We start from the raw sequence: 21,027 nt of genomic DNA, 5'->3' as shown, positions 1-21,027 counted from the left end.
GTCTCTCGGGTCGTGGATGACAACCGGACCATTATCGCACCGTCGCCAGCGCCTCTCCCTGCTCCCAACCGCCGCCGAGCGCGCGCGCCACCGCCACCGTCGCCAGCAGGCGCTGGGTGCGGATCTGGGCCGCGGCGCGGTCCGCCGCCAGCGTGCTGCGCTGGGCGTCGGTCACGTCGAGATAGGTCGACACGCCGCGCTCGTAGCGCGCCTGCGCCACCAGCAGCGCGCGCGCCGCGGCCTCCTGCGACTGCGCTTGCACGTCTCCCTGCTTCTGGCGTTGCTGCAGGTCGGACAGCGCGTCTTCGACCTCGCGCAGCGCCGTCAACAATGTCGTCTGGTGGTTGGCCACCGCCTCGTCGTAGCGCGCCCTGGCGAGCGCCAGGTTGGCGCGATTGCGTCCGCCATCGAAGATCGGCAGCGACAGCGCCAGCGGGCCGGCCGAGAACTGGCGCGCACCGCCGCTCGTCAGGTCGTTCAGGCTTTGCGAGGCATAGCCGAAATTCCCGGTCAGCGACAGCGCCGGATAGAAGGCGCCTTCGGCCACGCCGATCTGGGCGTTGGCCGCCTTCAGCTGCGCCACGCTGGCCGCCAGGTCGGGCCGCTGGCCCACCAGGCTGGCCGGCAGGCCGACGGGAATCGCGGGCGGCTGCGGCAGTTGCACGTCCGCTGCCGCCAGCAACGGCGCGCTGGGCGTGCTGCCCACCAGCGTGGCCAGCGCGTGCTCCACCAGGTTGCGCTGGCGCTGCACTTCGTGCAGGTCGGCTTCGGCGTTGGCGCGCTCGATGCGCGCGCGCGACACGTCCAGCTCGTTCGACAGGCCGGCATGGAAGCGGGCCTCGACCAGTTGCTGCGACTCGCGGCGGGTGGCGAGGGCGTCCTCCAGGATCGCGCGCTCGGCATCCAGGCCGCGCAGCTGCCAGTACGACGACGCGACCTGGCTCGACAGCAGCAGGATCACGCCGTCGCGGTCATCCTGCGCCGCCAGCGCCTGCGCATCGCTGGCCTCGACGACGCGGCGCACGCGGCCCCACAGGTCGAGCTCATACGACAGCGACGCGCCGACGCTATAGTTATTGCCCTCGATCGAGCGCCCGCCCAGGGCCAGGCCCTGCGACGTTTCGGCCGAGGTCCGGCTATTGGACACGCCGGCGCCGAGCGAGACGCTCGGCAGCTGGCCGGCGCGCACCACGCCGAGTTGCGCCTGCGCCTGCAGCAGGCGCTGGGCCGCGGCCTGCACGCCCGGATTGTCGCGCAGCGCGCGCGCCTCCAGGCTGTCGAGGGTGGCGTCATGGAACACGGTCCACCAGGCCGGCAGGCGCGCGCTGTCGCTGCCCGCGTCGAGATGGCGGAACGCAGATTGCGCCGGCGCATCCGGCGCCTTGAAATCCGGGCCGAGCGTGGTGCAGCCGGCGAGCAGTGCGCCGATCGCGATGACGGTGGCGAGAGGTTTGAACATGGTTGATCTCTTCATTCGAATTCAATATCAGTGGCCACCGCCACCACCGCCAGGCGACTTGACCTTGTCGGCCATCCAGATCGCCGCGATGCAGCCGAGCAGGATCATGCCGATGATCCAGAAGCCGTCGTTATAGGCCATCACATAGGCTTCGCGCCGCACCAGGCGGTCGACCACGGCGAGCGCCTGATCGGCGGCGCTGGCGGGATCGATGCCCTTGGCGATGAAGCCCTGGGTCAGCACATCGAGGCGTTCCTGGGTCGCGGGCGCATAGCTGGAGACCGCTTCGCCCAGGCGCGCCGAGTGGAAGTGTTCGCGGTTGGTGAGCGAGGTCGCCAGGAGCGCGATGCCGATCGAGCCGCCCAGGTTGCGGGTCATGTTGAACAGGCTCGAGGCCGATCCCATGTCGCGCGGCGACAGGCCGGACATCGCGAAGTTCGACAGGGTCAGCATCACGAACGGCTGGCCGATGGCGCGCACGACTTGCGTCCACATCAGCTGGTCGTAGCCGGTGGTGGCGTCCATGAACGAATTCATGATGCACGAGATGCCGAACATGAACAGGCCGAAGCTGCACAGGATGCGGTTGTCCACTTTCGAGGACAATTTGGCCGCGAACGGCATCACCAGCAATTGGGGCAGGCCGACCCAGGCGATCACTTCGCCGATCTGCATCGGCGTATAGCCGGCAATCTGGCCCAGGTACAGCGGCAACAGATAAGAGGAGCCATACAGGCCCATGCCGATCACCGCCGACAGCGTGGTCGCCACCAAAAAATTACGCTGGCCGTAGAGGCGCAGGTTGACGAACGGTTCCGGCTTCGAGAAGCTCAGCGCCACCCAGCCCAGGAGGCCCGTGAGCGAGAGCGCGGCGAAGGTCACGATGAAGCTCGAATCGAACCAGTCCTTCGAATTGCCTTCTTCCAGGAAGATCGTCAGGCAGGCCAGGCCCATCGCCATCAGCGCGATGCCGAGCCAGTCGGCCTTCACCAGCGTCCTGAGGTTGGCCTTCTCGGGATTCAGGCCCCAGGCCATGCCGGCGATGAGCAGCACGCCCGGCACCCAGTTGATGTAGAAGATCGACGGCCAGCCATACAGCTCCGACAGGTAGCCGCCCAGGGTCGGGCCCATGGCCGGCGCCAGGGTCGCGGTCAGGCCGAAGATGGCCATGCCGGTGGCGCGCTTCGACGGCGGCAGCAGGGTCATCACCAGGGTCATCGCCATCGGGATCAGCGCGCCGCCGGTGAAGCCCTGCAGCATGCGGAACACGATCATGCTCTCCAGGCTCCAGGCCGCGCCGCACAGGGTCGAGAACACCAGGAACAGCGCGGTGGTGCCGATCATGTAGTTGCGCACGCCGAAGGCGCGCGTGAACAGCGCCGTCAGCGGGATCACGACGATCTCGGCGCACAGGTAGGCGGTCGAGATCCATGAGCCTTCTTCCTGCGTGGCCGACAGGGTGCCGAGGATGTCGCGCAGCGAAGAGTTGGTGATCTGGATGTCGAGCACCGCCATGAAGGCGCCCAGCATGCCGGCGGCGATCGCGATCCAGGTGCGCAGGTCGACCGCGGCGCCATTCGCAGGCGCGCCGGGGACTGCCCCCGATGTCGGGCCGGCTGCGGCGGGTTTGCTCAGGGTCGTCATGGCAAGCGCTTAGTGCGCGGCGGCGGTCTGGGTCGGCTTGACGTCCTGGCCCAGTTCGACCTCGGCCACCACCGACATGCCGGGCACCAGGCGGCCGGCGTATTTTTTCACGTCCTGCGGGTCGAGCGTGATCTTGACCGGCACGCGCTGCACGATCTTGGTGAAGTTGCCGGTCGCGTTATCGGCCGGCAGCAGCGCGAACTGGTTGCCCGAGGCCGGGGCGAAGCTGTCCACGCGGCCCACCAGGTGATGCTCGGGCAGCGCGTCGACCTCGAGATTGACCATCTGTCCCGGCGCCAGGCCGGCGAGCTGGGTTTCCTTGAAGTTGGCGACCACCCAGACGTTGTCCTCGACCACGGCCAGCATCGCCTGGCCCGGCTGCACGCGGGCGCCGACTTCGACGCTGCGGCGGCCGACGCGGCCGTCCACCGGCGCCACGATGCGGTTGTAGGCCAGCTGCTGCTGCGCTTCCTTCCACTGCGCCTGCAATACCTTGACCTGCGCCTTGAGCACGTCGCGGCCCGCCTCGGCAGCGCCGATCTGGGCTTGCGCCGCGGCGGCGTTGTCGCGGCGCGCGGCCAGGTCGGCCACGGCGGCGTCGCGCGCGGCGTTCGAGGCATCCACCTCGGCCTTCGAGACCGCCTTCATGGTCTCGTTGTACAGCTGGCCGAAGCGTTCGGCGTCCTGGCGCGCCCGCAGCAACTGGGCCTGGGACTGCTTGACCTGGGCGCTAGCGCCGGCGGCCTGGGCGCGCACCTGCTCGATCTGCGCCTCGGCCTGCTTGAGCTGCTGCTGCATGCTGGCGATCTGGGCTTCGATCTGCTCGACACGCACGGCGTGGTCGACCGGATCCAGCTCGGCGATCGTGTCGCCCGCCTTCACCAGCTGGTTGTCGTCCACCAGGACCTTGGTGACCACGCCGGCCACGCGCGACGACACCTGGTGCACGCGCCCGGTGACATAGGCATTTTCGGTCTCGACGAAGTGATGGCTGCGGTACCACATGCGTCCGCCGGCGCCGATCGCGGCCAGCGCGATCAGGCCGACCACGACCAGCACGCGCTTGTTGGGCCCGCTCTTGCCGGGCCCGCTGCCTGGCGCCGCGCCCGCTGGGGTCTGTGCCGCGGGCGCCTGCCCTGCCGTGCTGTGCATCTCTGCCATGGAAAAGCTCCGGAAAATGAAATGAAATGAATTCATCGCATTATTTGCCAGCAACACGGGGAAGTCAAGAAATGAAACGGTTGCGTTTCATTTTGGTTTGCACTAGAGTCCTTGCCATGAGCAAAGCACAGAGTGAAACCCCGGCGACCGTCAAATCCGCCGGCCGCCCGAAGGCGTCGGAAGTCGAGGCCCGCACCCAGGAATTGATCGAGGCCGCGGGCTGCCTCATCCTGCGCCATGGCTATACCAAGGTCAGCCTGGAAGCCATCGCCCGCGAGGCGCGGGTGGCGGTGCGCACGATCTATGTGAAGTTCGGCGGCAAGGCCGGCCTGCTCAAGGCCGTGCTCGCCTCACGGCGCGAACGCCTGTTTGCAGGACACAGCATGGACGCCGACACCCGGCCGCTGCGCGCGATCGTCGACGACTTCGCGCGCGACTTCTACGATCTGCTGGTCGACCCCGATACGATGGCCATGCAGCGCGTGGTGATCGCCGAAGCCGCCAGCAATCCGGAACTGGCGGAGGCTTTCTATGAGGGCGGGCCGCGCCTGACGCGCGAGATGCTGTACCGTTTCTTTTCGCGCCCGGACATCCGCAGCCAGCTGCGCGACGAGGTGCCGCTGGAATTGCTGCCGATCCATCTGATCGGCTGCATCTGTGGCGATCCGATCGGGCGCTTCTTGTTCCCCGACACCAAACCCACGCGCGAGGAGGCGCGACGCGAGCTGGCGGCGCGTCTCGAGCTGTTTTATGCCAGCGTTCTGAAGAACTGTTAAATAATCACGGGAGCTGGATGACTAAGTGCGGCATCGCACGGACACAACGGGCATTTTTGTGGCACTCTGTAAGCCTTCACAGAGGGTGTCGTGAATATCAATAACAGCGGTGAGACCGCGAGGAGAAAGCATGAGCAAGTCGTCCAGATACGAATGGCGTGATCAACAGGCATCGCTGCAAGAACGCATGAAAAACTTTATCGAAAACCCTGGCGCCGACCAGATGGAAGCCGTGATCGCTGAAATGCGGTCCTATGCCGCCGCCGCCAAGGCCGGCACGATCGATATCCCGGAGCGCTTCGTCAGCTTTAGCTGAAGCAAAGTCGCCTCCAACACAATGCCGTCCGGTGCAAGCCGGGCGGCATTTTCGTTTTTATGGTGCTCGTCAGACGGCCGACACGGGCACCGGCCTGGCCTGCTCTTCCACGTCATGCACGCGCGTGAGCAGGTGCACCTTGCGCGGCGCCCGGTGGCGCTCGTGCAGTTCGCGGGTCAGCACCTCGACCCGGCGCGGCCGGACCGCCACCTGCTGCGGATCGACGGTGCCGATGGCGCCCGGCACGTACTGGCTGAACTGCGAGGCCAGCAGCTGGGACACCGTGCCGCAGATGGTCGCCGGCGCGCCGTGGACCGTGGTATGGAGTTCGAAACAGCGGGTTTCCGGTAACACGTAGACGGTCCCGACGTACTCGTTGCAGTGCTCGTCCATCTTGCCCTCCTCTGAACGCGGGCGCGGCAAGTCGGCTTGCCGCCGCATTTCCCGCCGTACTCCCTCATCATAGGCTTTTGCCAGGCGCTGGCAAGCGGCGCACGTGGCGCTCTCTCTTGATGACGATTCGCGCCGTATCCGTGCATTTCGCGCCGCCCGGCGCCGCCTCGTCGCAAACCGCGGCGGGGCGCGGTTCGCTCTTCCAGAATGGCCCTATCGACCACTCAACGGAGACTTTCATGCACCGCCTTGCCCTTCTGCCTGCCCTGCTGTCCAGCGCCGCCGCCAGCCACGCCGCCGACCTGTCGATCCAGGTCGACGGCGCGCGCGGCGACGGCGGCAGCGTGAAGATCGCCCTGTTCGACAGCGCCGACCGCTTCCTCAAGCGCCCGCTGCACAGCGCCAGCGCGCCCGTCCGGGATGGCGGCGCCACCTTCGCGCTCAAGGACCTGGCCGCCGGCCAGTACGCCATCGCCGCCTACCATGACGCCAACGACAACGGCAAGCTGGACCAGAACATGATGGGCATCCCGGTCGAGGCGACCGGCTTCAGCAACGATGCGCTGGGCAATATGGGGCCGCCGGCCTTCGAGGCTGCCCGCATCGACCTGCCGCAGGGCGGCAACGCCATCCGCATCACCGTGCGCTGAGGCCGCCATGGACCGCCGCTCCTTTTTGCATGCCGGCGCCGCACTCGGCGCCCTCGCCCTCGCCCCGGCGGTCCGCGCCGACGAGGCCACCCACCAGCGCTTCCACGCCGCCCTGGCGCGCGACCCGTCGCTGGCGGTCTACGCCAACCAGGCCGGCAACCAGGAAGGCGACGCCGCCGTCAGGGGCCGCCTGCCGCGCGACCTGCGCGGCACCTTCTACCGCAACGGGCCGGGCCGCTTCGAGATGAAAGGCGAACGCTATCACCACTGGTTCGACGGCGACGGCTTCGCCCAGGCCTGGACCGTGGCCGACGGCAAGGTGCGCCACCGGGGCCGCTTCGTCGAGACCCAGCGCTACGTCGAAGAAAGCGCGGCCGGCCGGTTCCTGTATCCGGCCTTCGGCACGCTCGTGACGCGCCGGGGCGTGCGCGACAACGACACCATGAACGCCGCCAACACCAATCTGCTGCCGTTCGACGGCCGGCTGTATGCGTTGTGGGAAGGCGGCTCGGCGACCGAACTCGATCCGGAGTCGCTGGCCACGCGCGGCATCAAGACCTGGAGTGACGAACTGCGCGCGATGCCGTTCTCGGCCCACCCCAAGCTCGATCCGCAGGGCGGCATGTGGAACTTCGGCACGCTGCCCGGCGCCAACCGCCTGGCGCTGTACCAGATCGGCGCCCGGGGCCAGGTGCTGCGCACCGCCCTGCTGCCGGTGCCGCAACTGGCGATGGTGCATGATTTCGTGGTGAGCGCAAAGCACCTGATCTTCGTCGTGCCACCCTACGATCTGCGGAACGATGCGCGCCTGAGTTTCGCCGACCGCCATGTCTGGAACAGTGAACGTGCGGCGCGGGTGATCGTGATCGCCAAGGACACGCTGGCGCTGCGCCAGGTCTTCGAACTGCCGCCAACGATGGTGTTCCACTTCGGGAATGCCTGGGAAGACGGCGACTGCACCCGCTTCGACGTGGTGCTGCACGAGGGCGACGCGCTGGCCGGGGTGGGCAGCGTGATGCGCGGGGAGCATACGCCGCCGCGCAGCCGCACCGTGCAGGTCACGCTCGACTATGCCGGCGGCCAGGCGCGCACCGAGCGCCTGTTCGGCGCCAGCGAATTCCCGCGCGTGATGCCGCAGGTGGCGATGGCGCGCCACCGCCGCCTCGCCCTGCTGGGCGCCAGCGGCGCCTCGCCCGACCTGCGGCTCGACAGCGTCAACCTGGTCGATCTTGACACCGGCAAGGTCGATGGTTACGTCTTCGGCGCCGGCTGGCAGGTCGAGGAACACGTGCTGGTCCCGCGCCGCAACGCGCGCTCGGAGCTCGATGGCTACCTGGTCGGCGTGGCCCAGGACTTGCGCGCCGGCGTCACGGTGATGACGGTGTTCGACGCCGCCGGCGTCAAGGATGGGCCGGTGGCGCTGGCGCGACTTCCCTATCGCGCACCGCACTGCTTTCATGGTAATTTCTTAACAGCATGAAACTATCCGCTCCGACCTCCGCGCACAGGCGCGGCCACCCGCTGGAACTGTTCCCGGTATTCCGGCGCTGGCCGCGCTCGGCCGCGCGCGACCTGCTCTATACCGCGCTGTGGAATACGCTGATCGCGCTCGGGATCTCGCTGGCGTTGACCACCTTCGGCAACTGGCGCGCGTCGTTCCTCACGCTGTTCGGCTACAGCCTGCTGGCGTCGCACTGCGTCGGCTTCCCCATTCATGGCGCGCTGCGGGTGCTGGAGAAGGTGGTGCCGCCGACCACCAGCCGGACGAATGCGCGCCTGCTCGACCTGGCCGCGATCGTGCTGTGCGCCGCCTTCGGCATCGCCGTCTCGGGCGCCATCCTGCGCGGCGCCATGCCCATCCTGAATGCCGACGCGCTCGGGGCCCTGCTGGCCTTTGGCCTGGCGATCGGCGTGGCCATCCTGATGGTGCTGGTCGCCGGCGAGCGCCGCATCGAACGCCAGACCCTGGAGGCGCGCCGGCAAGAGCAGATGGCGACCACGGCGCGGCTGCTGGCCGAGGCCCAGCTGCGCGCGCTGCAGGCCCAGATCGAGCCGCACTTCCTGTACAACACGCTGGCCAATGTGGTCAGCCTGATCGATACCCAGCCGGCCCAGGCGCGGCGCATGCTGGAGCGCTTCATCGACTACCTGCGCGCCAGCCTGGCCGCCAGCCGCGCCGGCAGCGCCACGCTCGGGGCTGAACTGGATCTGGCGGCAAACTATCTCGACGTGCTGGGCGTGCGCATGGGCCAGCGCCTGCGCTGGCGCATCGAAGCGGACAACGCCTGCCGCACGCTGCCGATCGCGCCGATGCTGATCCAGCCGCTGGTCGAGAACGCCGTCATGCACGGACTGGAACCCAAGGTGGACGGCGGCGAGATCGTGCTGCGCGCCGCCGTCGACGACGGCGTGTTGCGGGTCGAGGTGCGCGACAGCGGGCGCGGGCTGGTGGCCGCGCCGCCGCGTCCCGGCGGCGGCGTCGGCCTGTCCAATCTGCGCGAGCGTGTGCGCCAGCTGCATGGGCCGGGCGCGCGCCTGGAGCCGCTCGACAATCCCGGCGGCGGCGTGGTCGCGCGCCTGCTGCTCCCCCTTTCCCACACCGAGGTGACATCATCGACCGCTGCCTTGCCCTGATCGCCGACGACGAACCCCATTTGCTCGACTATCTCGCCACCCAGCTGCGCGAAGCCTGGCCCGGGCTCGAGATCGTGCGCGCCCCGAACGGCATCGAAGCGCTGCGCCTGATCGACGAGCTGGCGCCGCAGGTGGCGTTCCTGGACATCCAGATGCCGGGCCTGACCGGGATCGACCTGGCCGCGCGGCTGTGCGCCGGCGGCAACGCGCCGCGCGTGGTGTTCACCACCGCCCACGAGCATTACGCGGCCCAGGCCTTCGAGCACGAGGCCTTCGATTATCTGCTGAAGCCGATACGCCAGGAGCGGCTGGCGCGCACCGTCGAGCGACTGCGCGCCGCGCTGTCGGCGCCGGCGCCAGCGCTGCCGGCGGACGCCCTGCAGGCGCTGCTGCGCCAGCTGGGGGCCGGCGTTCCGGCCACCCCGGCCGCGCCCGCACCGCTGCAATGGATCCGCGCCGCGGCGGGCCAGGAAACGCGCCTGATCGCGGTCGAGGAAGTGATCTATTTCCAGAGCAACGACAAGTACACCAGCGTATTCCTGCCGGATGGCGAAAGCCTGATCCGCACGCCGCTGCGGCAGTTAAAGGAGCAATTGGACCCGCAACAGTTCTGGCAGATCCACCGTGGGGTGATCGTGGCGGCGCGCCACGTGGCGGGCACGCGCACCGATTTTCGCGGACGCTTGCATGTGAAGCTCAAGGGGCGCGATGAGCAGCTGGTGGTGAGCCGCAACTACATGGACGTGTTCCGGCAGATGTAAAAAAACGGGACCATCGCTGGTCCCGTCCCTGTCATGCGCTTGCCGCGATCAACGCTTCTTCGGCGGCGGCAAATCGGTGCAGACGCCTTCGTAGGCTTCGGCCGCCATGCCGATCGACTCGCCCAGGGTCGGGTGCGGGTGGATGGTCTTGCCGATGTCCACGCCGTCCGCGCCCATCTCGATCGCCAGCGCGATCTCGCCGATCATGTCGCCGGCATTGGTGCCGACGATGGTGCCGCCGACGATGCGGTGGGTCTCGGCATCGAACAGCAGCTTGGTGAAGCCTTCGTCGCGGCCGTTGGCGACCGCGCGGCCGCTGGCGTTCCACGGGAAGTGGCCCTTCTCGACCTTGATGCCCTTCTGCTTGGCTTCGTCCTCGGTGAGGCCGACCCATGCCACTTCGGGATCGGTGTACGCGACCGACGGGATCACCTTGGCGTCGAAGTGGGTCTTCTTGTCGAGCGCTGCTTCGGCCGCCACGTGCGCCTCGTGCACCGCCTTGTGCGCCAGCATCGGCTGGCCCACCAGGTCGCCGATGGCGAAGATGTGCGGCACATTGGTGCGCATCTGGCCGTCGACCGGGATGAAGCCGCGGTCGGTCACCGTCACGCCGGCCTTGTCGGCAGAGATCTTCTTGCCGTTCGGGCTGCGGCCCACGGCCACCAGCACCAGGTCGTACAGCTGCGGTTCCGGCGAAGTGGCGCCGGCTTCGGCCGCTTCGAAGGTGACCTTGATCCCTTCCGGCAGCGCTTCCACGCCGACGGTTTTGGTTTTCAGCATGATGTTATCGAAGCGGTGGGCATTGAACTTCTGCCAGACCTTGACCGCCTCGCGGTCGGCGCCCTGCATCAGGCCATCCATCATCTCGACCACGTCGATGCGCGAACCCAGCGACGAATAGACGGTCGCCATTTCCAGGCCGATGATGCCGCCGCCGATGACCAGCATCTTCTTCGGCACCTGGCGCAGTTCCAGCGCGCCGGTGGAATCGACGATGCGCGGATCTTCCGGCACGAACGGCAGCTTCACCACCGACGAGCCGGCGGCGATGATCGCCTTCTTGAAGGCCACGACCTTCTTGCCGCCATCGGGACCGGTGACTTCGATGTGGTTCGGGGAGAGGAACTGGCCCACGCCCTGCACCACATTGACCTTGCGCGCCTTGGCCATGAAGGCCAGGCCGCCGGTCATCTTCTTGATCACGCCATCCTTGTGCGCGCGCAGCTTGTCGATGTCGACTTGCGGCTTGGCGAACGAGACGCCCAGGTCGGCCATGTGCGCGGTTTCATCCATGATGTGCGCCACGTGCAGCAGCGCCTTCGATGGAATGCAACCGACGTTCAGGCACACGCCGCCCAGGGTCGCGTACTTCTCGACCAGCACGGTGTTCATGCCGAGGTCGGCGGCGCGGAAGGCGGCCGAATAGCCGCCAGGACCGGCGCCCAGCACCATCATCTCGCATTCGATGTCGACCTGGCCCGAGTAGCTCGACGCATTCGGCGCAGGTGCGGCGCCCGGCTGGGCGGCCGGCGCCGGGTGCGCCGGCGCATACGAATCGGTCGGCGCGGCGGCGGCGGTCGGCGCCGCGGCTTGCGCACCGATCTGCGCGGCCGGCTTTTCTGCCGGCTTTTCAGCCGACTTGTCGGCGGCAGGCGCGCCCGCGCCCGATTCTTCAATGCTCAGCAGCAGGTCGCCTTCATTGATCTTGTCGCCGACCTTGACCTTGACTTCCTTGACCACGCCCGCGTGGGTCGACGGGATCTCCATGCTGGCCTTGTCCGATTCGACGGTGACCAGGGACTGGTCGACCTTGATCGTGTCGCCCGGCTTGACCATCAGCTCGATCACTTCGACGTCCTTGAAGTCGCCGATGTTCGGGACTTTCACTTCAACAGTGCTCATCAGTGCGCTCCAATCACAGAAGGGTCTTGCGCATATCGGCCAGCACTTCGGCCAGGTAGGCGGCGAAGCGCGCGGCGCCGGCGCCGTCGATCACGCGGTGGTCGTACGACAGCGACAGCGGCAGCATCAGGCGCGGCTGGAAGCTCGAGCCGTCCCACACCGGCTTCATCGCCGACTTGGACAGGCCCAGGATCGCCAGCTCCGGCGCGTTGATGATCGGCGTGAAGTTGGTGCCGCCGATGCCGCCCAGCGACGAGATGGTGAAGGTCGCGCCCTGCATCGCGGTCGGCGGCAGCTTGCCTTCGCGCGCCTGGCCCGAGAGCTCGCCCATTTCGACGGCGATCTGCGAGATCGTCTTCTTGTCCGCATCCTTCACGACCGGCACCACCAGGCCATTTGGGGTGTCGGCCGCGAAGCCGATGTTGTAGTACTGCTTGGTGATCAGGGCCGCGCCGTCTTCCGACAGCGACGCGTTAAATTGCGGGAACTTCTTGAGCGCGGCGACGCTCGCCTTGATCACGAAGGCCAGCATGGTCAGCTTGACTGCGGACTTCTGCTTGGCCAGCGCGGCGTTCGAATCGACGCGGAACTGTTCCAGGTCGGTCACGTCGGCTTCGTCGAAGTGCGTCACGTGCGGGATCATGACCCAGTTGCGATGCAGGTTCGGGCCCGAGATCTTCTTGATGCGCGACAGCGGCACGGTTTCGGTCGGACCGAATTTCGAGAAGTCGAGCGACGGCCATGGCAACAGGCTGATGCCGCCGATGCCGGCGCCGCCACCCGCTGCCGCAGGCGCAGCGGCGGCCGGCGCGGACATCACGCCCTTCACGAACGTCTGCACGTCCTGCTGGGTGATGCGGCCCTTCGGACCGGTGCCCGGCACGCGGCCCAGGTCGACGCCCAGTTCGCGCGCGAACTTGCGGATCGATGGCGAGGCGTGGGCTTTCGAGCCGGTGACGCCCGGCGCGGCGGCTGGCGCAGGTGCTGCGGCAGGCGCTGGCGCCGGTGCTGGCGCAGCTGCTGGAGCAGCGGCAGGTGCGGCTGCCGGAGCAGCGGCAGGTGCGGGCGCGGCGGCAGGAGCAGCCGATGCGCCGCCGGTCGCTTCCACGACCAGCACCAGCGAGCCCTTGGCGACCTTGTCGCCGACCTTCACTTTCAGTTCCTTCACGACGCCGGCATGGCTCGACGGGATCTCCATGCTGGCCTTGTCCGACTCGACCGTGATCAGGGACTGGTCGACCTTGATCGTGTCGCCGACCTTGACCATCAGTTCGATGACTTCGACTTCCTTGAAGTCGCCGATGTCGGGCACGGTCACGTCGACCGGGCCGCCGGATGCCGCTGGGGCGGCTGCGGCCGGCGCTTCGGCAGGTTTTTCAGCCGGTTTTTCAGCAGCCGCAGGAGCGGCGGCGGCAGGCGCTTCGGCGGCGCCGCCCGCTTCCTCGAGCAGCAGCACCAGCGAACCTTCGGCGACCTTGTCGCCGACCTTCACCTTGATCTCTTTCACGACGCCGGCATGGCTCGACGGGATTTCCATGCTGGCCTTGTCCGACTCGACGGTCACCAGCGACTGGTCGACCTTGATGGTGTCGCCCGGCTTGACCATCAGTTCGATGACTTCGACTTCCTTGAAGTCGCCGATATCGGGGACTTTGACTTCCACAACGCTCATAGTGTTAGCTCCAAATTTTTTATTCGAGTTAGCCTAGGCAGGCCGCTTCCGACAGGAAGAAACGGCCTGCATGAGCATTTACTGGGTCACCGGATTCGGCTTGTTCTGGTCGATGCCGTACTTGGCGATCGCCTGCGACACGATGGCGCGGTCGATCTTGCCTTCGTCGGCCAGGGCGCGCAGCGCGGCGACCGTGACGTAGTAGCGGTTCACCTCGAAGAACTCGCGCAGCTTGACGCGCGAATCCGAGCGACCGAAGCCGTCGGTGCCCAGCACTTTATAGGTGCGGTCCTTCGGCATGAAGGCGCGGATCTGCTCGGCGAACATGCGCATGTAGTCGGTGGTCGCGACGATCGGGCCGCTGGTGTTCTGCAGCAGCGAAGTCACGTACGGCACGCGCTGCGGCAGTTCCGGGTTGACCATGTTCCAGCGCTCGGCGTCCTGGCCGTCGCGCGCCAGCAGGGTCAGCGAAGGCGCCGACCACACGTCCGCATCGACGCCCCAGTCGTTCTTGAGCAGCTCGGCGGCGAAGATCGACTCGCGCAGGATGGTGCCGCAGCCGATCAGCTGCACGCGCGGCGCAGGTTTGTCGCCAGTGATCGCGGCGCCTTCCTGCAGCAGGTACATGCCCTTCAGGATGCCCTCTTCCTGGCCCGGCTTCAGGCCAGGATGCGAGTAGTTCTCGTTCATGATGGTGATGTAGTAGAACACGTCTTCCTGTTCTTCCACCATGCGGCGCAGGCCGTCCTGGATGATGACGGCGACTTCGTGACCGAAGGTCGGGTCATACGGCAGGCAGTTCGGCACGGTCGCGGCGATCACGTGGCTGTGGCCATCTTCGTGCTGCAGGCCTTCGCCGTTCAGCGTCGTGCGGCCGGCGGTGCCGCCCATCAGGAAGCCGCGCGCACGGATGTCGCCGGCCAGCCAGACCAGGTCGCCCACGCGCTGCATGCCGAACATCGAGTAGAAGGTGTAGAACGGGATCATCGTGCGGTTGTTCGACGAGTACGAAGTCGCCGCCGCGATCCACGAGCTCATGCCGCCCGCTTCGTTGATGCCCTCTTGCAGGATCTGGCCTGCCTTGTCTTCACGGTAGTACATCACCTGGTCGCGGTCGACCGGCTCGTACAACTGGCCCTGCTGGTTGAAGATGCCGATCTGGCGGAACAGGCCTTCCATGCCGAAGGTGCGCGATTCGTCGACCAGGATCGGCACGATGCGCTGGCCGATGCTTTCGTCCTTCAGCAGGCTGGTGATCACGCGCACGTACGACTGGGTGGTCGAGATCTCGCGGCCTTCAGGGGTCGGCTCGAGCACGCCCTTGAACGATTCCAGCTTCGGCACGGTCAGCTGCTCGTCGGCCTTCTCGCGGCGCTGCGGCAGGTAGCCGCCCAGGGCCTTGCGGCGCTCGTGCAGGTACACCATCTCGGGCGCGTCGTCGGCCGGCTTGAAGAACGGGATGTCGGCCAGCTTGTCGTCGGGGATGGCGATATTGAAGCGGTCGCGCATGTCGCGGATCGCCTGGTCGTCCAGCTTCTTGGTCTGGTGCGCGGTGTTGCGCGCCTCGCCCGACTTGCCCATGCCGAAGCCCTTGACGGTCTTGACCAGCAGGACGGTCGGGGAACCCTTGTTTTCTTGCGCGTTCTTGAAGGCGGCGTAGATCTTGTGCGGATCGTGGCCGCCGCGGGTCAGGCGCCAGATGTCGTCGTCGCTCATCTTCGAGACCATCTCGAGCAGCTTCGGATGCTTGCCGAAGAAGTGCTTGCGCACGTAGGCGCCGTCCTTGGCCTTGTAGTTCTGGTATTCGCCGTCGACGGTTTCCATCATCACGCGCTGCAGGATGCCTTCCTTGTCCTGCGACAGCAGCGGATCCCACTGCGAGCCCCAGATGACCTTGACGACGTTCCAGCCGGCGCCGCGGAAGTCGGCTTCCAGTTCCTGGATGATCTTGCCGTTGCCGCGCACCGGACCGTCCAGGCGCTGCAGATTGCAGTTGACGACCATGACCAGGTTGTCCAGCTGCTCGCGCGCGGCCATGCCGATCGCGCCCATCGATTCCGGCTCGTCCATCTCGCCGTCGCCGCAGAAGACCCAGACCTTGCGGTTGTCGGTCTTGGCGATGCCGCGCGCGTGCAGGTACTTCAGGAAGCGCGCCTGGTAGATCGCCATCAGCGGGCCCAGGCCCATCGACACGGTCGGGAACTGCCAGAAGTCCGGCATCAGTTTCGGGTGCGGGTACGACGACAGGCCCTTGCCGTCGACTTCGCGGCGGAAGTTCAGCAGCTGCTCTTCGGAGAGGCGGCCTTCGAGGAAGGCGCGCGCGTAGATGCCGGGCGAGGAGTGGCCCTGGATGTACAGCAGGTCGCCGCCGTGGTCTTCGGTCGGGGCGTGCCAGAAGTGGTTGAAGCCGGTGCCCAGCATGTTCGCCAGCGAGGCGAAGGACGAGATGTGGCCGCCCAGGTCGCCGTCGGCGCGGTTGGCCTTGACGACCATCGCCATCGCGTTCCAGCGCATCCACGAGCGCAGGCGCTCTTCGTATTCGAGATTGCCCGGCGAATTCTGGTTCAGGTGGGCCGGGATGGTGTTGACGTAGGCGGTATTGCTCGAGAACGGAACGTGGGCGCCACGGCGGCGCGCCAGGTCCACCAGGCGCTCCATCAGGTAATGGGCGCGCTCGGTCCCTTCATGTTCGATCACCGCTTCCAGCGCATCGAGCCATTCCTTGGTCTCGATCGCGTCCGGATCATTGGCGGCTTGCGCGGTCAACTGGTCGAGTTGAGCTGACATGTCATGCGTCTCCTAGAGTGGTGCGCCCCGACCCGATCCCTGCGCAGGCTGGCGGCGAGTGGTGAAATTTCAGACTATCTTTTTAGATAAACCAATGGATTCTACCAGTGGATTTTGGCATTTTCAAATTACGGTATGGCATTTCACAATATAAAATCCCATGCTGCAAGTGCACAATTTTCATAGAGAAACATTGGATTTTCGATCAATGAACATCGTATACCGGAGCGCCTGATCGGCGGCAAAAAACGGCCCATTTATACGCTGAAAGGAGGAGATTGCATGCGTGGGCCGTATAATTCTCTTTTTGCCCAGCGACGAGCTTTCACCATGCCTGCACAACTGATCGACGGAGTCCTCCTTTCCAAACAACTGCGCGAAGATATCGCCGCGCGCGCCGCCAAACTCACCGCCGCCGGCAAGCAGCCTGGCCTGGCCGTGATCCTGGTCGGCGAAGATCCGGCCAGCCAGGTCTATGTGCGCAACAAGGTGAAGGCCTGCGGCGACGTGGGCTTCCATTCGGTGCTCGAGAAATACGAGGCCGACCTTTCCGAGCAAGCCCTGCTCGACCGCATTGCAGCATTGAACGCGGACCCGGCCATCCATGGCATCCTGGTGCAGATGCCGCTGCCGAAGCACATCGACCCGTCGAAAGTCATCGAGGCCATCTCGACCGCCAAGGACGTCGACGGCTATTCGGTGCTGTCGGCCGGCGAGCTGGTGGCCAACCTGCCGGGCTTTCGCCCCTGCACCCCGTACGGCTGCATGAAGCTGATCGAGACCACCGGCATCGACCTGCGCGGCAAGCACGCAGTGGTGATCGGCCGCTCGAATACCGTCGGCAAGCCGATGGCCCTGTTGCTCTTGCAAGCCAACGCCACCGTCACCATCTGCCATAGCGCAACGCCGGACCTGGGCTACCACACCCGCCAGGCCGACGTGATCGTGGCCGCCGTCGGCCGCCGCAATACCCTCACCGCAGAGATGGTCAAGCCGGGCGCGATCGTGATCGACGTCGGCATGAACCGTGACGACGCGGGCAAGCTATGCGGCGACGTCGATTTCGCGGGCGTGTCCGAGGTGGCGTCGCACATCACTCCAGTGCCTGGCGGCGTCGGTCCGATGACGATCACGATGTTGTTGATGAATACCCTCGAGTCCGCGGAGCGCGTGCACGCCAGCGGCCAGCCGCCGGCGGGCCAGGCGTCGGGCATGGAACCGAAACCAGGCCTGGCGTAAGCCCGTCATGGCGCCATGGCCGCTCATTGGCTGCCATGGCATCTGCATGAGCGTTCGGCGTACCAGTGATTAACGAATATGGAAGGACTACGATGACGACCGCTACCAATCCCCTCCTCGACTTTTCCGGCCTGCCGCGCTTCGACGCGATCAAGCCCGAGCACGTCACGCCCGCCATCGAGCAGCTGATCCTTGACGCCAATGCCATCGTGGCGCAACTCGAAGCCCCGGTGGATGACGTCACCTGGGACACCCTGGCCCCGCTCGACGACGCCAGCGAACGCCTGGGCCGCGCCTGGGGCGTGGTCGGCCACCTGAACCACGTGGTGGACACGCCCGAGCTGCGCGCCACCTATAACGAGAACCAGCCGAAGGTCGTGGAGTTCTCCACTGCCATCGGCCAGAACGAGGCGCTGTTCGCCAAGTACAAGCAGCTGCGTAATGGCCCGCACTGGGACAGCCTCAACCCTGTGCGCCAGCGCATCGTCGAAAACGCCCTGCGCGACTTCCGCCTCGGCGGCGCCGAACTGCCGGAAGATAAAAAGCCGCGCTTCGCCGAGATCCAGGAGCAGCAATCGCAATTGTCGACGCGCTTCTCGGAAAACGTGCTGGACGCGACCAACGACTACAAGCTGGTGGTCGAGAACGAAGAAGAACTCGCGGGCCTGCCGGACGACGTGAAGCAGGCCGCCAAGGCCGCCGCCGAGCGCGATGGCAAGAGCGGCTGGCTGTTCACCCTGCACTTCCCGTCCTACTTCCCGGTGCTGCAGTTCGCCGACAACCGCGCGCTGCGCGAAACGATCTACCGCGCCAGCGCCACCAAGGCGTCGGATGCCGGCATCATGTTCACCGAGGTCGAGAAGTGGGACAACTCGTCCAATATCGTCAACCTGCTCAAGCTGCGCAACGAAGAAGCGCGCCTGCTCGACTACGGCAGCTTCGCCGACGTCTCGCTGGTGGCCAAGATGGCGCAGAGCCCGCAGCACGTGATCGAATTCCTCGAAGACCTGGCGCGTCGCGCGCGTCCGTACGCCGAGAAAGACCTGCTCGAGCTGCGCGAGTTCGCGCGCACCGAGCTTGGCATCGATGATCTGCAATCCTGGGACGTCACCTATGCTTCCGAAAAGCTGCGCGAGAAGCGCTATGCCTTCTCGGCCCAGGAAGTGAAGGAATACTTCCCCGAACATAAGGTGCTGCAAGGCCTGTTCGGCGTGATCCGCCAGCTGTTCGAGGCCGACGTCATCCCCGAAGAGGCGCCCGTATGGCACCCGGACGTGCGCTTCTACCGCATCGAGCGCAACGGCCAGCTGGTCGGCCAGTTCTACCTCGATCCGTATGCGCGCGCCGGCAAGGCCCAGGGCGCCTGGATGAACGATGCGCGCGGCCGCCGCCTGCTCTCTGGCGGCGCGGTGCAGACCCCGGTCGCCTACCTGGTCTGCAATTTCACGCCGCCGGCGACGGTGGACGGCGTGCTGCAGCCGTCGCTGTTCACGCATGACGAAGTGACCACGCTGTTCCACGAATTCGGCCACGGCCTGCACCACATGCTGACCGAAGTCGAAGAGCTGTCGGTGGCCGGCATCTCGGGCGTCGAATGGGATGCGGTGGAGCTGCCGTCGCAGTTCATGGAAAACTTCTGCTGGGAGTGGGACAAGCTGCAGCAGATGACCGCGCACTACAAGACCGGCGAACCGCTGCCGCGCGCGCTGTACGACAAGATGCTGGCGGCGAAGAACTTCCAGTCCGGGATGCAGACCCTGCGCCAGGTCGAGTTCTCGCTGATCGACATGCACCTGCACTACGATTTCGATCCGCACAGCCAGCAGGTGCAGGAACTGGTCGACGACATCCGCCGCAACTTCGCCGTCATCACGCCGCCGTCGTTCAACCGCTTCCAGCATTCGTTCAGCCATATCTTCGCGGGCGGCTACGCGGCCGGCTATTACAGCTATAAATGGGCCGAGGTGTTATCCAGCGACGCCTATGCCGCATTCGAAGAAGCCGTCGAATCCGGAGCCGACCTGTTCGACACCGGACGCCGCTTCCACCGCGAGATCCTCGCCGTGGGCGGCTCGCGGCCGGCGCTCGAATCGTTCAAGGCCTTCCGCGGCCGTGAACCTTCGATCGACGCTTTGCTGCGCCATAGCGGCATGAATGCCTGATCATTTGGAAAACTGCGCAGGAAACTGCACCGGAGGGCGAAAGCCCTCCTCTTTTTAGTGATGCCATGACCCGGATCGACTTCCATACCAATATCCCCGATAAGCTGTCCTATGCCTGCCGGCTGGCGCGCAAGGCATATGGCGCGCGCGCCAAAGTCGTGGTGCTGGCAGAAAGCCCTGAACAGGCCGAGGCATTGAATGCGGCGCTGTGGAACGTGGGGGATACCGATTTCATTCCGCACGTGCTGGCCGGCGATCCGCTGGCGCCGCAGACGCCGATCGTGATTACCGATAATGAAGACGCAACGCTGCCGCACCACGATATGCTGGTGAACCTCACGCGCCGCACGCCGAACAATTTCGCGCAATTCGCGCGCGTGTTCGAAATCATTTCGCTTGATGAAGACGATGCCGCCGAGGGACGCAAACGCTATGTCGCCTATAAAAGGCAATCCTATCCATTGACCCACTTCGTCGCAGGACAGACATGAACCAGGATCCCGCTTTCGATGCCAGCATTCCCGTATTGACCGAGGTCGTCGCCGACTCGCCGGCGCCTGCCGCGCCAGTGGCGTCAAGCGCTCCCGCTGCGGCAGCGGCAGCCGGCGCCACGACCGGAACGAACGGCGCCGACGACGCGGAGTCCCCGGAAGCCCTGGAACGGCGGGCCGCCGACCGCTGGAGCGGCGAGCAGTGGAGCGTCATGGAACGACGCCTGACCGAACGCGTGCTGCAGCAATTGCAGGGCCGGATCGATTTCGTGCTCGAACAGCGGCTGCGCGACGGCATCGCCGAAGCGGTAGATAAAGCGATGGCGGGTTTTTCGGCCGAAATTCGCGCGAGCCTGCATCAATCCCTGGGCCAGGTCGTGACCCGCGCCGTTTCACAAGAAATTGCCCATCTCCAGAACCTGGGAAAATAACCCCACATGCATTAACGATTTGCCATGTATTTGATTCGAAATCACCCCGCGCACGATTGTCATTCATATTCGGCGATTAAATAGTAAAATCGCTGCGCGGCACTTCGAAACGAATCGAATCACCTAATCAAGGATGAAACAAAATGGCAAACATCGATCTGTCGGGTTATAACCTCGCCGAGCTGAAGGGTCTTCAATTCGATATCGAAAAGGAGATCAAAAACCGCCAGCAGCAAGACGTCAAGAAAGCGCGCGAGCAGATTCTCGAGATCGCCCAGAATATGGGAATCTCGGTGGAAGAATTGCTGGCCAAGGGCACTGGCAAAAGCAAGAAAGCAGGCGGCGGCGCCAAGGTGAATCCCCAATACCACAACCCGGCCGACAATTCCCAGACCTGGACCGGCCGTGGCCGCCAGCCAAAATGGGTCGTGGAAGCGCTGGGCAAGGGCAAGTCGCTGGACGATCTGCGTATCTGACCGCGGCCTTTCCCTGTCGAGGCAACTCCTGCGCGCCGCCGTGACCACGTCCGGCGGCGCCACCTCTCCTGTT

General features: G+C 65.9%; 18 protein-coding genes. 11 read left to right on the top strand and 7 right to left on the bottom strand.

Features of this window, described 5'->3' with window-relative positions:
- Window positions 1–31: 31 nt before the first annotated feature.
- From HMPREF9710_RS08940 to HMPREF9710_RS08930, 3 genes are read right to left on the bottom strand one after another with little or no spacing between them, the layout of a single operon-like run.
- Window positions 32–1,459: an efflux transporter outer membrane subunit gene (locus HMPREF9710_RS08940; protein ID WP_005665705.1), complete on the bottom strand. Its 1,428-nt coding sequence runs from the start codon at window positions 1,457–1,459 to the stop codon at window positions 32–34.
- 27 nt (window positions 1,460–1,486) lie between these two features.
- Window positions 1,487–3,103, bottom strand: coding sequence for a DHA2 family efflux MFS transporter permease subunit (locus HMPREF9710_RS08935; RefSeq protein ID WP_005665704.1), 1,617 nt, complete (start codon window positions 3,101–3,103; stop codon window positions 1,487–1,489).
- Between the two features lie 9 nt (window positions 3,104–3,112).
- Window positions 3,113–4,264, bottom strand: a complete 1,152-nt coding sequence (locus HMPREF9710_RS08930; RefSeq protein WP_005665703.1) for an HlyD family secretion protein — start codon at window positions 4,262–4,264, stop codon at window positions 3,113–3,115.
- A 116-nt stretch (window positions 4,265–4,380) separates the two neighbouring features.
- Here HMPREF9710_RS08930 and HMPREF9710_RS08925 point away from each other — a divergent pair, with 116 nt between their 5' ends.
- Both HMPREF9710_RS08925 and HMPREF9710_RS08920 read left to right on the top strand, forming a co-directional pair.
- On the top strand, window positions 4,381–5,040 hold the full coding sequence (locus HMPREF9710_RS08925; protein WP_005665702.1) for a TetR/AcrR family transcriptional regulator: 660 nt from the start codon (window positions 4,381–4,383) through the stop codon (window positions 5,038–5,040).
- Between the two features lie 130 nt (window positions 5,041–5,170).
- A complete protein-coding gene (locus HMPREF9710_RS08920) occupies window positions 5,171–5,356 on the top strand; it encodes a hypothetical protein (protein WP_005665700.1) in 186 nt (61 codons plus the stop codon).
- A 69-nt stretch (window positions 5,357–5,425) separates the two neighbouring features.
- On the opposite strand, the gene HMPREF9710_RS08915 is transcribed toward HMPREF9710_RS08920, so the two are convergent.
- Entirely contained in the window at window positions 5,426–5,749 is a 324-nt protein-coding gene (locus HMPREF9710_RS08915; protein WP_005665696.1) for a hypothetical protein, read from the bottom strand.
- 239 nt (window positions 5,750–5,988) lie between these two features.
- On the opposite strand from HMPREF9710_RS08915, the gene HMPREF9710_RS08910 reads away from it, so the two are divergent.
- From HMPREF9710_RS08910 to HMPREF9710_RS08895, 4 genes are read left to right on the top strand one after another with little or no spacing between them, the layout of a single operon-like run.
- A complete protein-coding gene (locus HMPREF9710_RS08910) occupies window positions 5,989–6,399 on the top strand; it encodes a DUF2141 domain-containing protein (protein WP_005665694.1) in 411 nt (136 codons plus the stop codon).
- Between the two features lie 7 nt (window positions 6,400–6,406).
- The gene (locus tag HMPREF9710_RS08905) at window positions 6,407–7,879 is read left to right on the top strand and encodes a carotenoid oxygenase family protein (RefSeq protein WP_005665693.1); all 1,473 of its coding nucleotides are present in this window, start codon (window positions 6,407–6,409) and stop codon (window positions 7,877–7,879) included.
- On the top strand, window positions 7,876–9,033 hold the full coding sequence (locus tag HMPREF9710_RS08900) for a sensor histidine kinase (RefSeq protein ID WP_005665692.1): 1,158 nt from the start codon (window positions 7,876–7,878) through the stop codon (window positions 9,031–9,033). Before HMPREF9710_RS08905 ends, HMPREF9710_RS08900 begins: the two co-directional genes overlap by 4 nt.
- 20 nt (window positions 9,034–9,053) lie before the next feature.
- Window positions 9,054–9,794 (top strand): LytR/AlgR family response regulator transcription factor, encoded by a 741-nt coding sequence (locus HMPREF9710_RS08895; protein ID WP_005665691.1) that lies wholly within the window; start codon window positions 9,054–9,056, stop codon window positions 9,792–9,794.
- A 48-nt stretch (window positions 9,795–9,842) separates the two neighbouring features.
- Here the strand turns inward: HMPREF9710_RS08895 and lpdA are convergent, their stop codons facing one another.
- The 3 genes from lpdA to aceE form a co-directional block, all read right to left on the bottom strand.
- Window positions 9,843–11,696, bottom strand: coding sequence for a dihydrolipoyl dehydrogenase (lpdA, locus tag HMPREF9710_RS08890; RefSeq protein ID WP_005665690.1), 1,854 nt, complete (start codon window positions 11,694–11,696; stop codon window positions 9,843–9,845).
- Between the two features lie 13 nt (window positions 11,697–11,709).
- The gene (aceF, locus tag HMPREF9710_RS08885; protein ID WP_005665689.1) at window positions 11,710–13,368 is read right to left on the bottom strand and encodes a dihydrolipoyllysine-residue acetyltransferase; all 1,659 of its coding nucleotides are present in this window, start codon (window positions 13,366–13,368) and stop codon (window positions 11,710–11,712) included.
- A 78-nt stretch (window positions 13,369–13,446) separates the two neighbouring features.
- A complete protein-coding gene (gene aceE, locus HMPREF9710_RS08880) occupies window positions 13,447–16,155 on the bottom strand; it encodes a pyruvate dehydrogenase (acetyl-transferring), homodimeric type (RefSeq protein ID WP_005665688.1) in 2,709 nt (902 codons plus the stop codon).
- 330 nt (window positions 16,156–16,485) lie between these two features.
- On the opposite strand from aceE, the gene folD reads away from it, so the two are divergent.
- The 5 genes from folD (at window position 16,486) to HMPREF9710_RS08855 (ending at window position 20,954) form a co-directional block, all read left to right on the top strand.
- On the top strand, window positions 16,486–17,394 hold the full coding sequence (gene folD, locus HMPREF9710_RS08875; RefSeq protein ID WP_051205037.1) for a bifunctional methylenetetrahydrofolate dehydrogenase/methenyltetrahydrofolate cyclohydrolase FolD: 909 nt from the start codon (window positions 16,486–16,488) through the stop codon (window positions 17,392–17,394).
- Window positions 17,395–17,486: 92 nt separating this feature from the next.
- Complete coding sequence (locus HMPREF9710_RS08870; protein WP_005665683.1) at window positions 17,487–19,556, top strand: M3 family metallopeptidase; 2,070 nt, start codon at window positions 17,487–17,489, stop codon at window positions 19,554–19,556.
- 65 nt (window positions 19,557–19,621) lie between these two features.
- Window positions 19,622–20,047 carry a DNA polymerase III subunit chi gene (locus HMPREF9710_RS08865; RefSeq protein WP_005665679.1) on the top strand — a complete coding sequence of 142 codons (426 nt, stop codon included), beginning with the start codon at window positions 19,622–19,624 and terminating at the stop codon, window positions 20,045–20,047.
- The gene (locus HMPREF9710_RS08860) at window positions 20,044–20,478 is read left to right on the top strand and encodes a DUF2486 family protein (protein WP_005665678.1); all 435 of its coding nucleotides are present in this window, start codon (window positions 20,044–20,046) and stop codon (window positions 20,476–20,478) included. Before HMPREF9710_RS08865 ends, HMPREF9710_RS08860 begins: the two co-directional genes overlap by 4 nt.
- Before the next feature lie 143 nt (window positions 20,479–20,621).
- Window positions 20,622–20,954 (top strand): H-NS histone family protein, encoded by a 333-nt coding sequence (locus tag HMPREF9710_RS08855; protein ID WP_005665677.1) that lies wholly within the window; start codon window positions 20,622–20,624, stop codon window positions 20,952–20,954.
- Window positions 20,955–21,027: the final 73 nt, after the last annotated feature.

This window comes from Massilia timonae CCUG 45783, from assembly GCF_000315425.1.
In the GTDB taxonomy this organism is placed as follows: Bacteria; Pseudomonadota; Gammaproteobacteria; order Burkholderiales; family Burkholderiaceae_D; genus Telluria; species Telluria timonae.
Note: the sequence above shows the minus strand (reverse complement) of the source record. Positions and strands in the feature narration are given on the sequence as shown.

What these genes read in the sequence shown, in the direction of transcription:
- HMPREF9710_RS08940 (WP_005665705.1), bottom strand. Translation starts at nt 1,459, where the DNA reads ATGTTCAAACCTCTCGCCACCGTCATCGCGATCGGCGCACTGCTCGCC.
- HMPREF9710_RS08935 (WP_005665704.1), bottom strand. Translation starts at nt 3,103, where the DNA reads ATGACGACCCTGAGCAAACCCGCCGCAGCCGGCCCGACATCGGGGGCA.
- HMPREF9710_RS08930 (WP_005665703.1), bottom strand. Translation starts at nt 4,264, where the DNA reads ATGGCAGAGATGCACAGCACGGCAGGGCAGGCGCCCGCGGCACAGACC.
- HMPREF9710_RS08925 (WP_005665702.1), top strand. Translation starts at nt 4,381, where the DNA reads ATGAGCAAAGCACAGAGTGAAACCCCGGCGACCGTCAAATCCGCCGGC.
- HMPREF9710_RS08920 (WP_005665700.1), top strand. Translation starts at nt 5,171, where the DNA reads ATGAGCAAGTCGTCCAGATACGAATGGCGTGATCAACAGGCATCGCTG.
- HMPREF9710_RS08915 (WP_005665696.1), bottom strand. Translation starts at nt 5,749, where the DNA reads ATGGACGAGCACTGCAACGAGTACGTCGGGACCGTCTACGTGTTACCG.
- HMPREF9710_RS08910 (WP_005665694.1), top strand. Translation starts at nt 5,989, where the DNA reads ATGCACCGCCTTGCCCTTCTGCCTGCCCTGCTGTCCAGCGCCGCCGCC.
- HMPREF9710_RS08905 (WP_005665693.1), top strand. Translation starts at nt 6,407, where the DNA reads ATGGACCGCCGCTCCTTTTTGCATGCCGGCGCCGCACTCGGCGCCCTC.
- HMPREF9710_RS08900 (WP_005665692.1), top strand. Translation starts at nt 7,876, where the DNA reads ATGAAACTATCCGCTCCGACCTCCGCGCACAGGCGCGGCCACCCGCTG.
- lpdA (WP_005665690.1), bottom strand. Translation starts at nt 11,696, where the DNA reads ATGAGCACTGTTGAAGTGAAAGTCCCGAACATCGGCGACTTCAAGGAC.
- aceF (WP_005665689.1), bottom strand. Translation starts at nt 13,368, where the DNA reads ATGAGCGTTGTGGAAGTCAAAGTCCCCGATATCGGCGACTTCAAGGAA.
- aceE (WP_005665688.1), bottom strand. Translation starts at nt 16,155, where the DNA reads ATGTCAGCTCAACTCGACCAGTTGACCGCGCAAGCCGCCAATGATCCG.
- folD (WP_051205037.1), top strand. Translation starts at nt 16,486, where the DNA reads ATGCCTGCACAACTGATCGACGGAGTCCTCCTTTCCAAACAACTGCGC.
- HMPREF9710_RS08870 (WP_005665683.1), top strand. Translation starts at nt 17,487, where the DNA reads ATGACGACCGCTACCAATCCCCTCCTCGACTTTTCCGGCCTGCCGCGC.
- HMPREF9710_RS08865 (WP_005665679.1), top strand. Translation starts at nt 19,622, where the DNA reads ATGACCCGGATCGACTTCCATACCAATATCCCCGATAAGCTGTCCTAT.
- HMPREF9710_RS08860 (WP_005665678.1), top strand. Translation starts at nt 20,044, where the DNA reads ATGAACCAGGATCCCGCTTTCGATGCCAGCATTCCCGTATTGACCGAG.
- HMPREF9710_RS08855 (WP_005665677.1), top strand. Translation starts at nt 20,622, where the DNA reads ATGGCAAACATCGATCTGTCGGGTTATAACCTCGCCGAGCTGAAGGGT.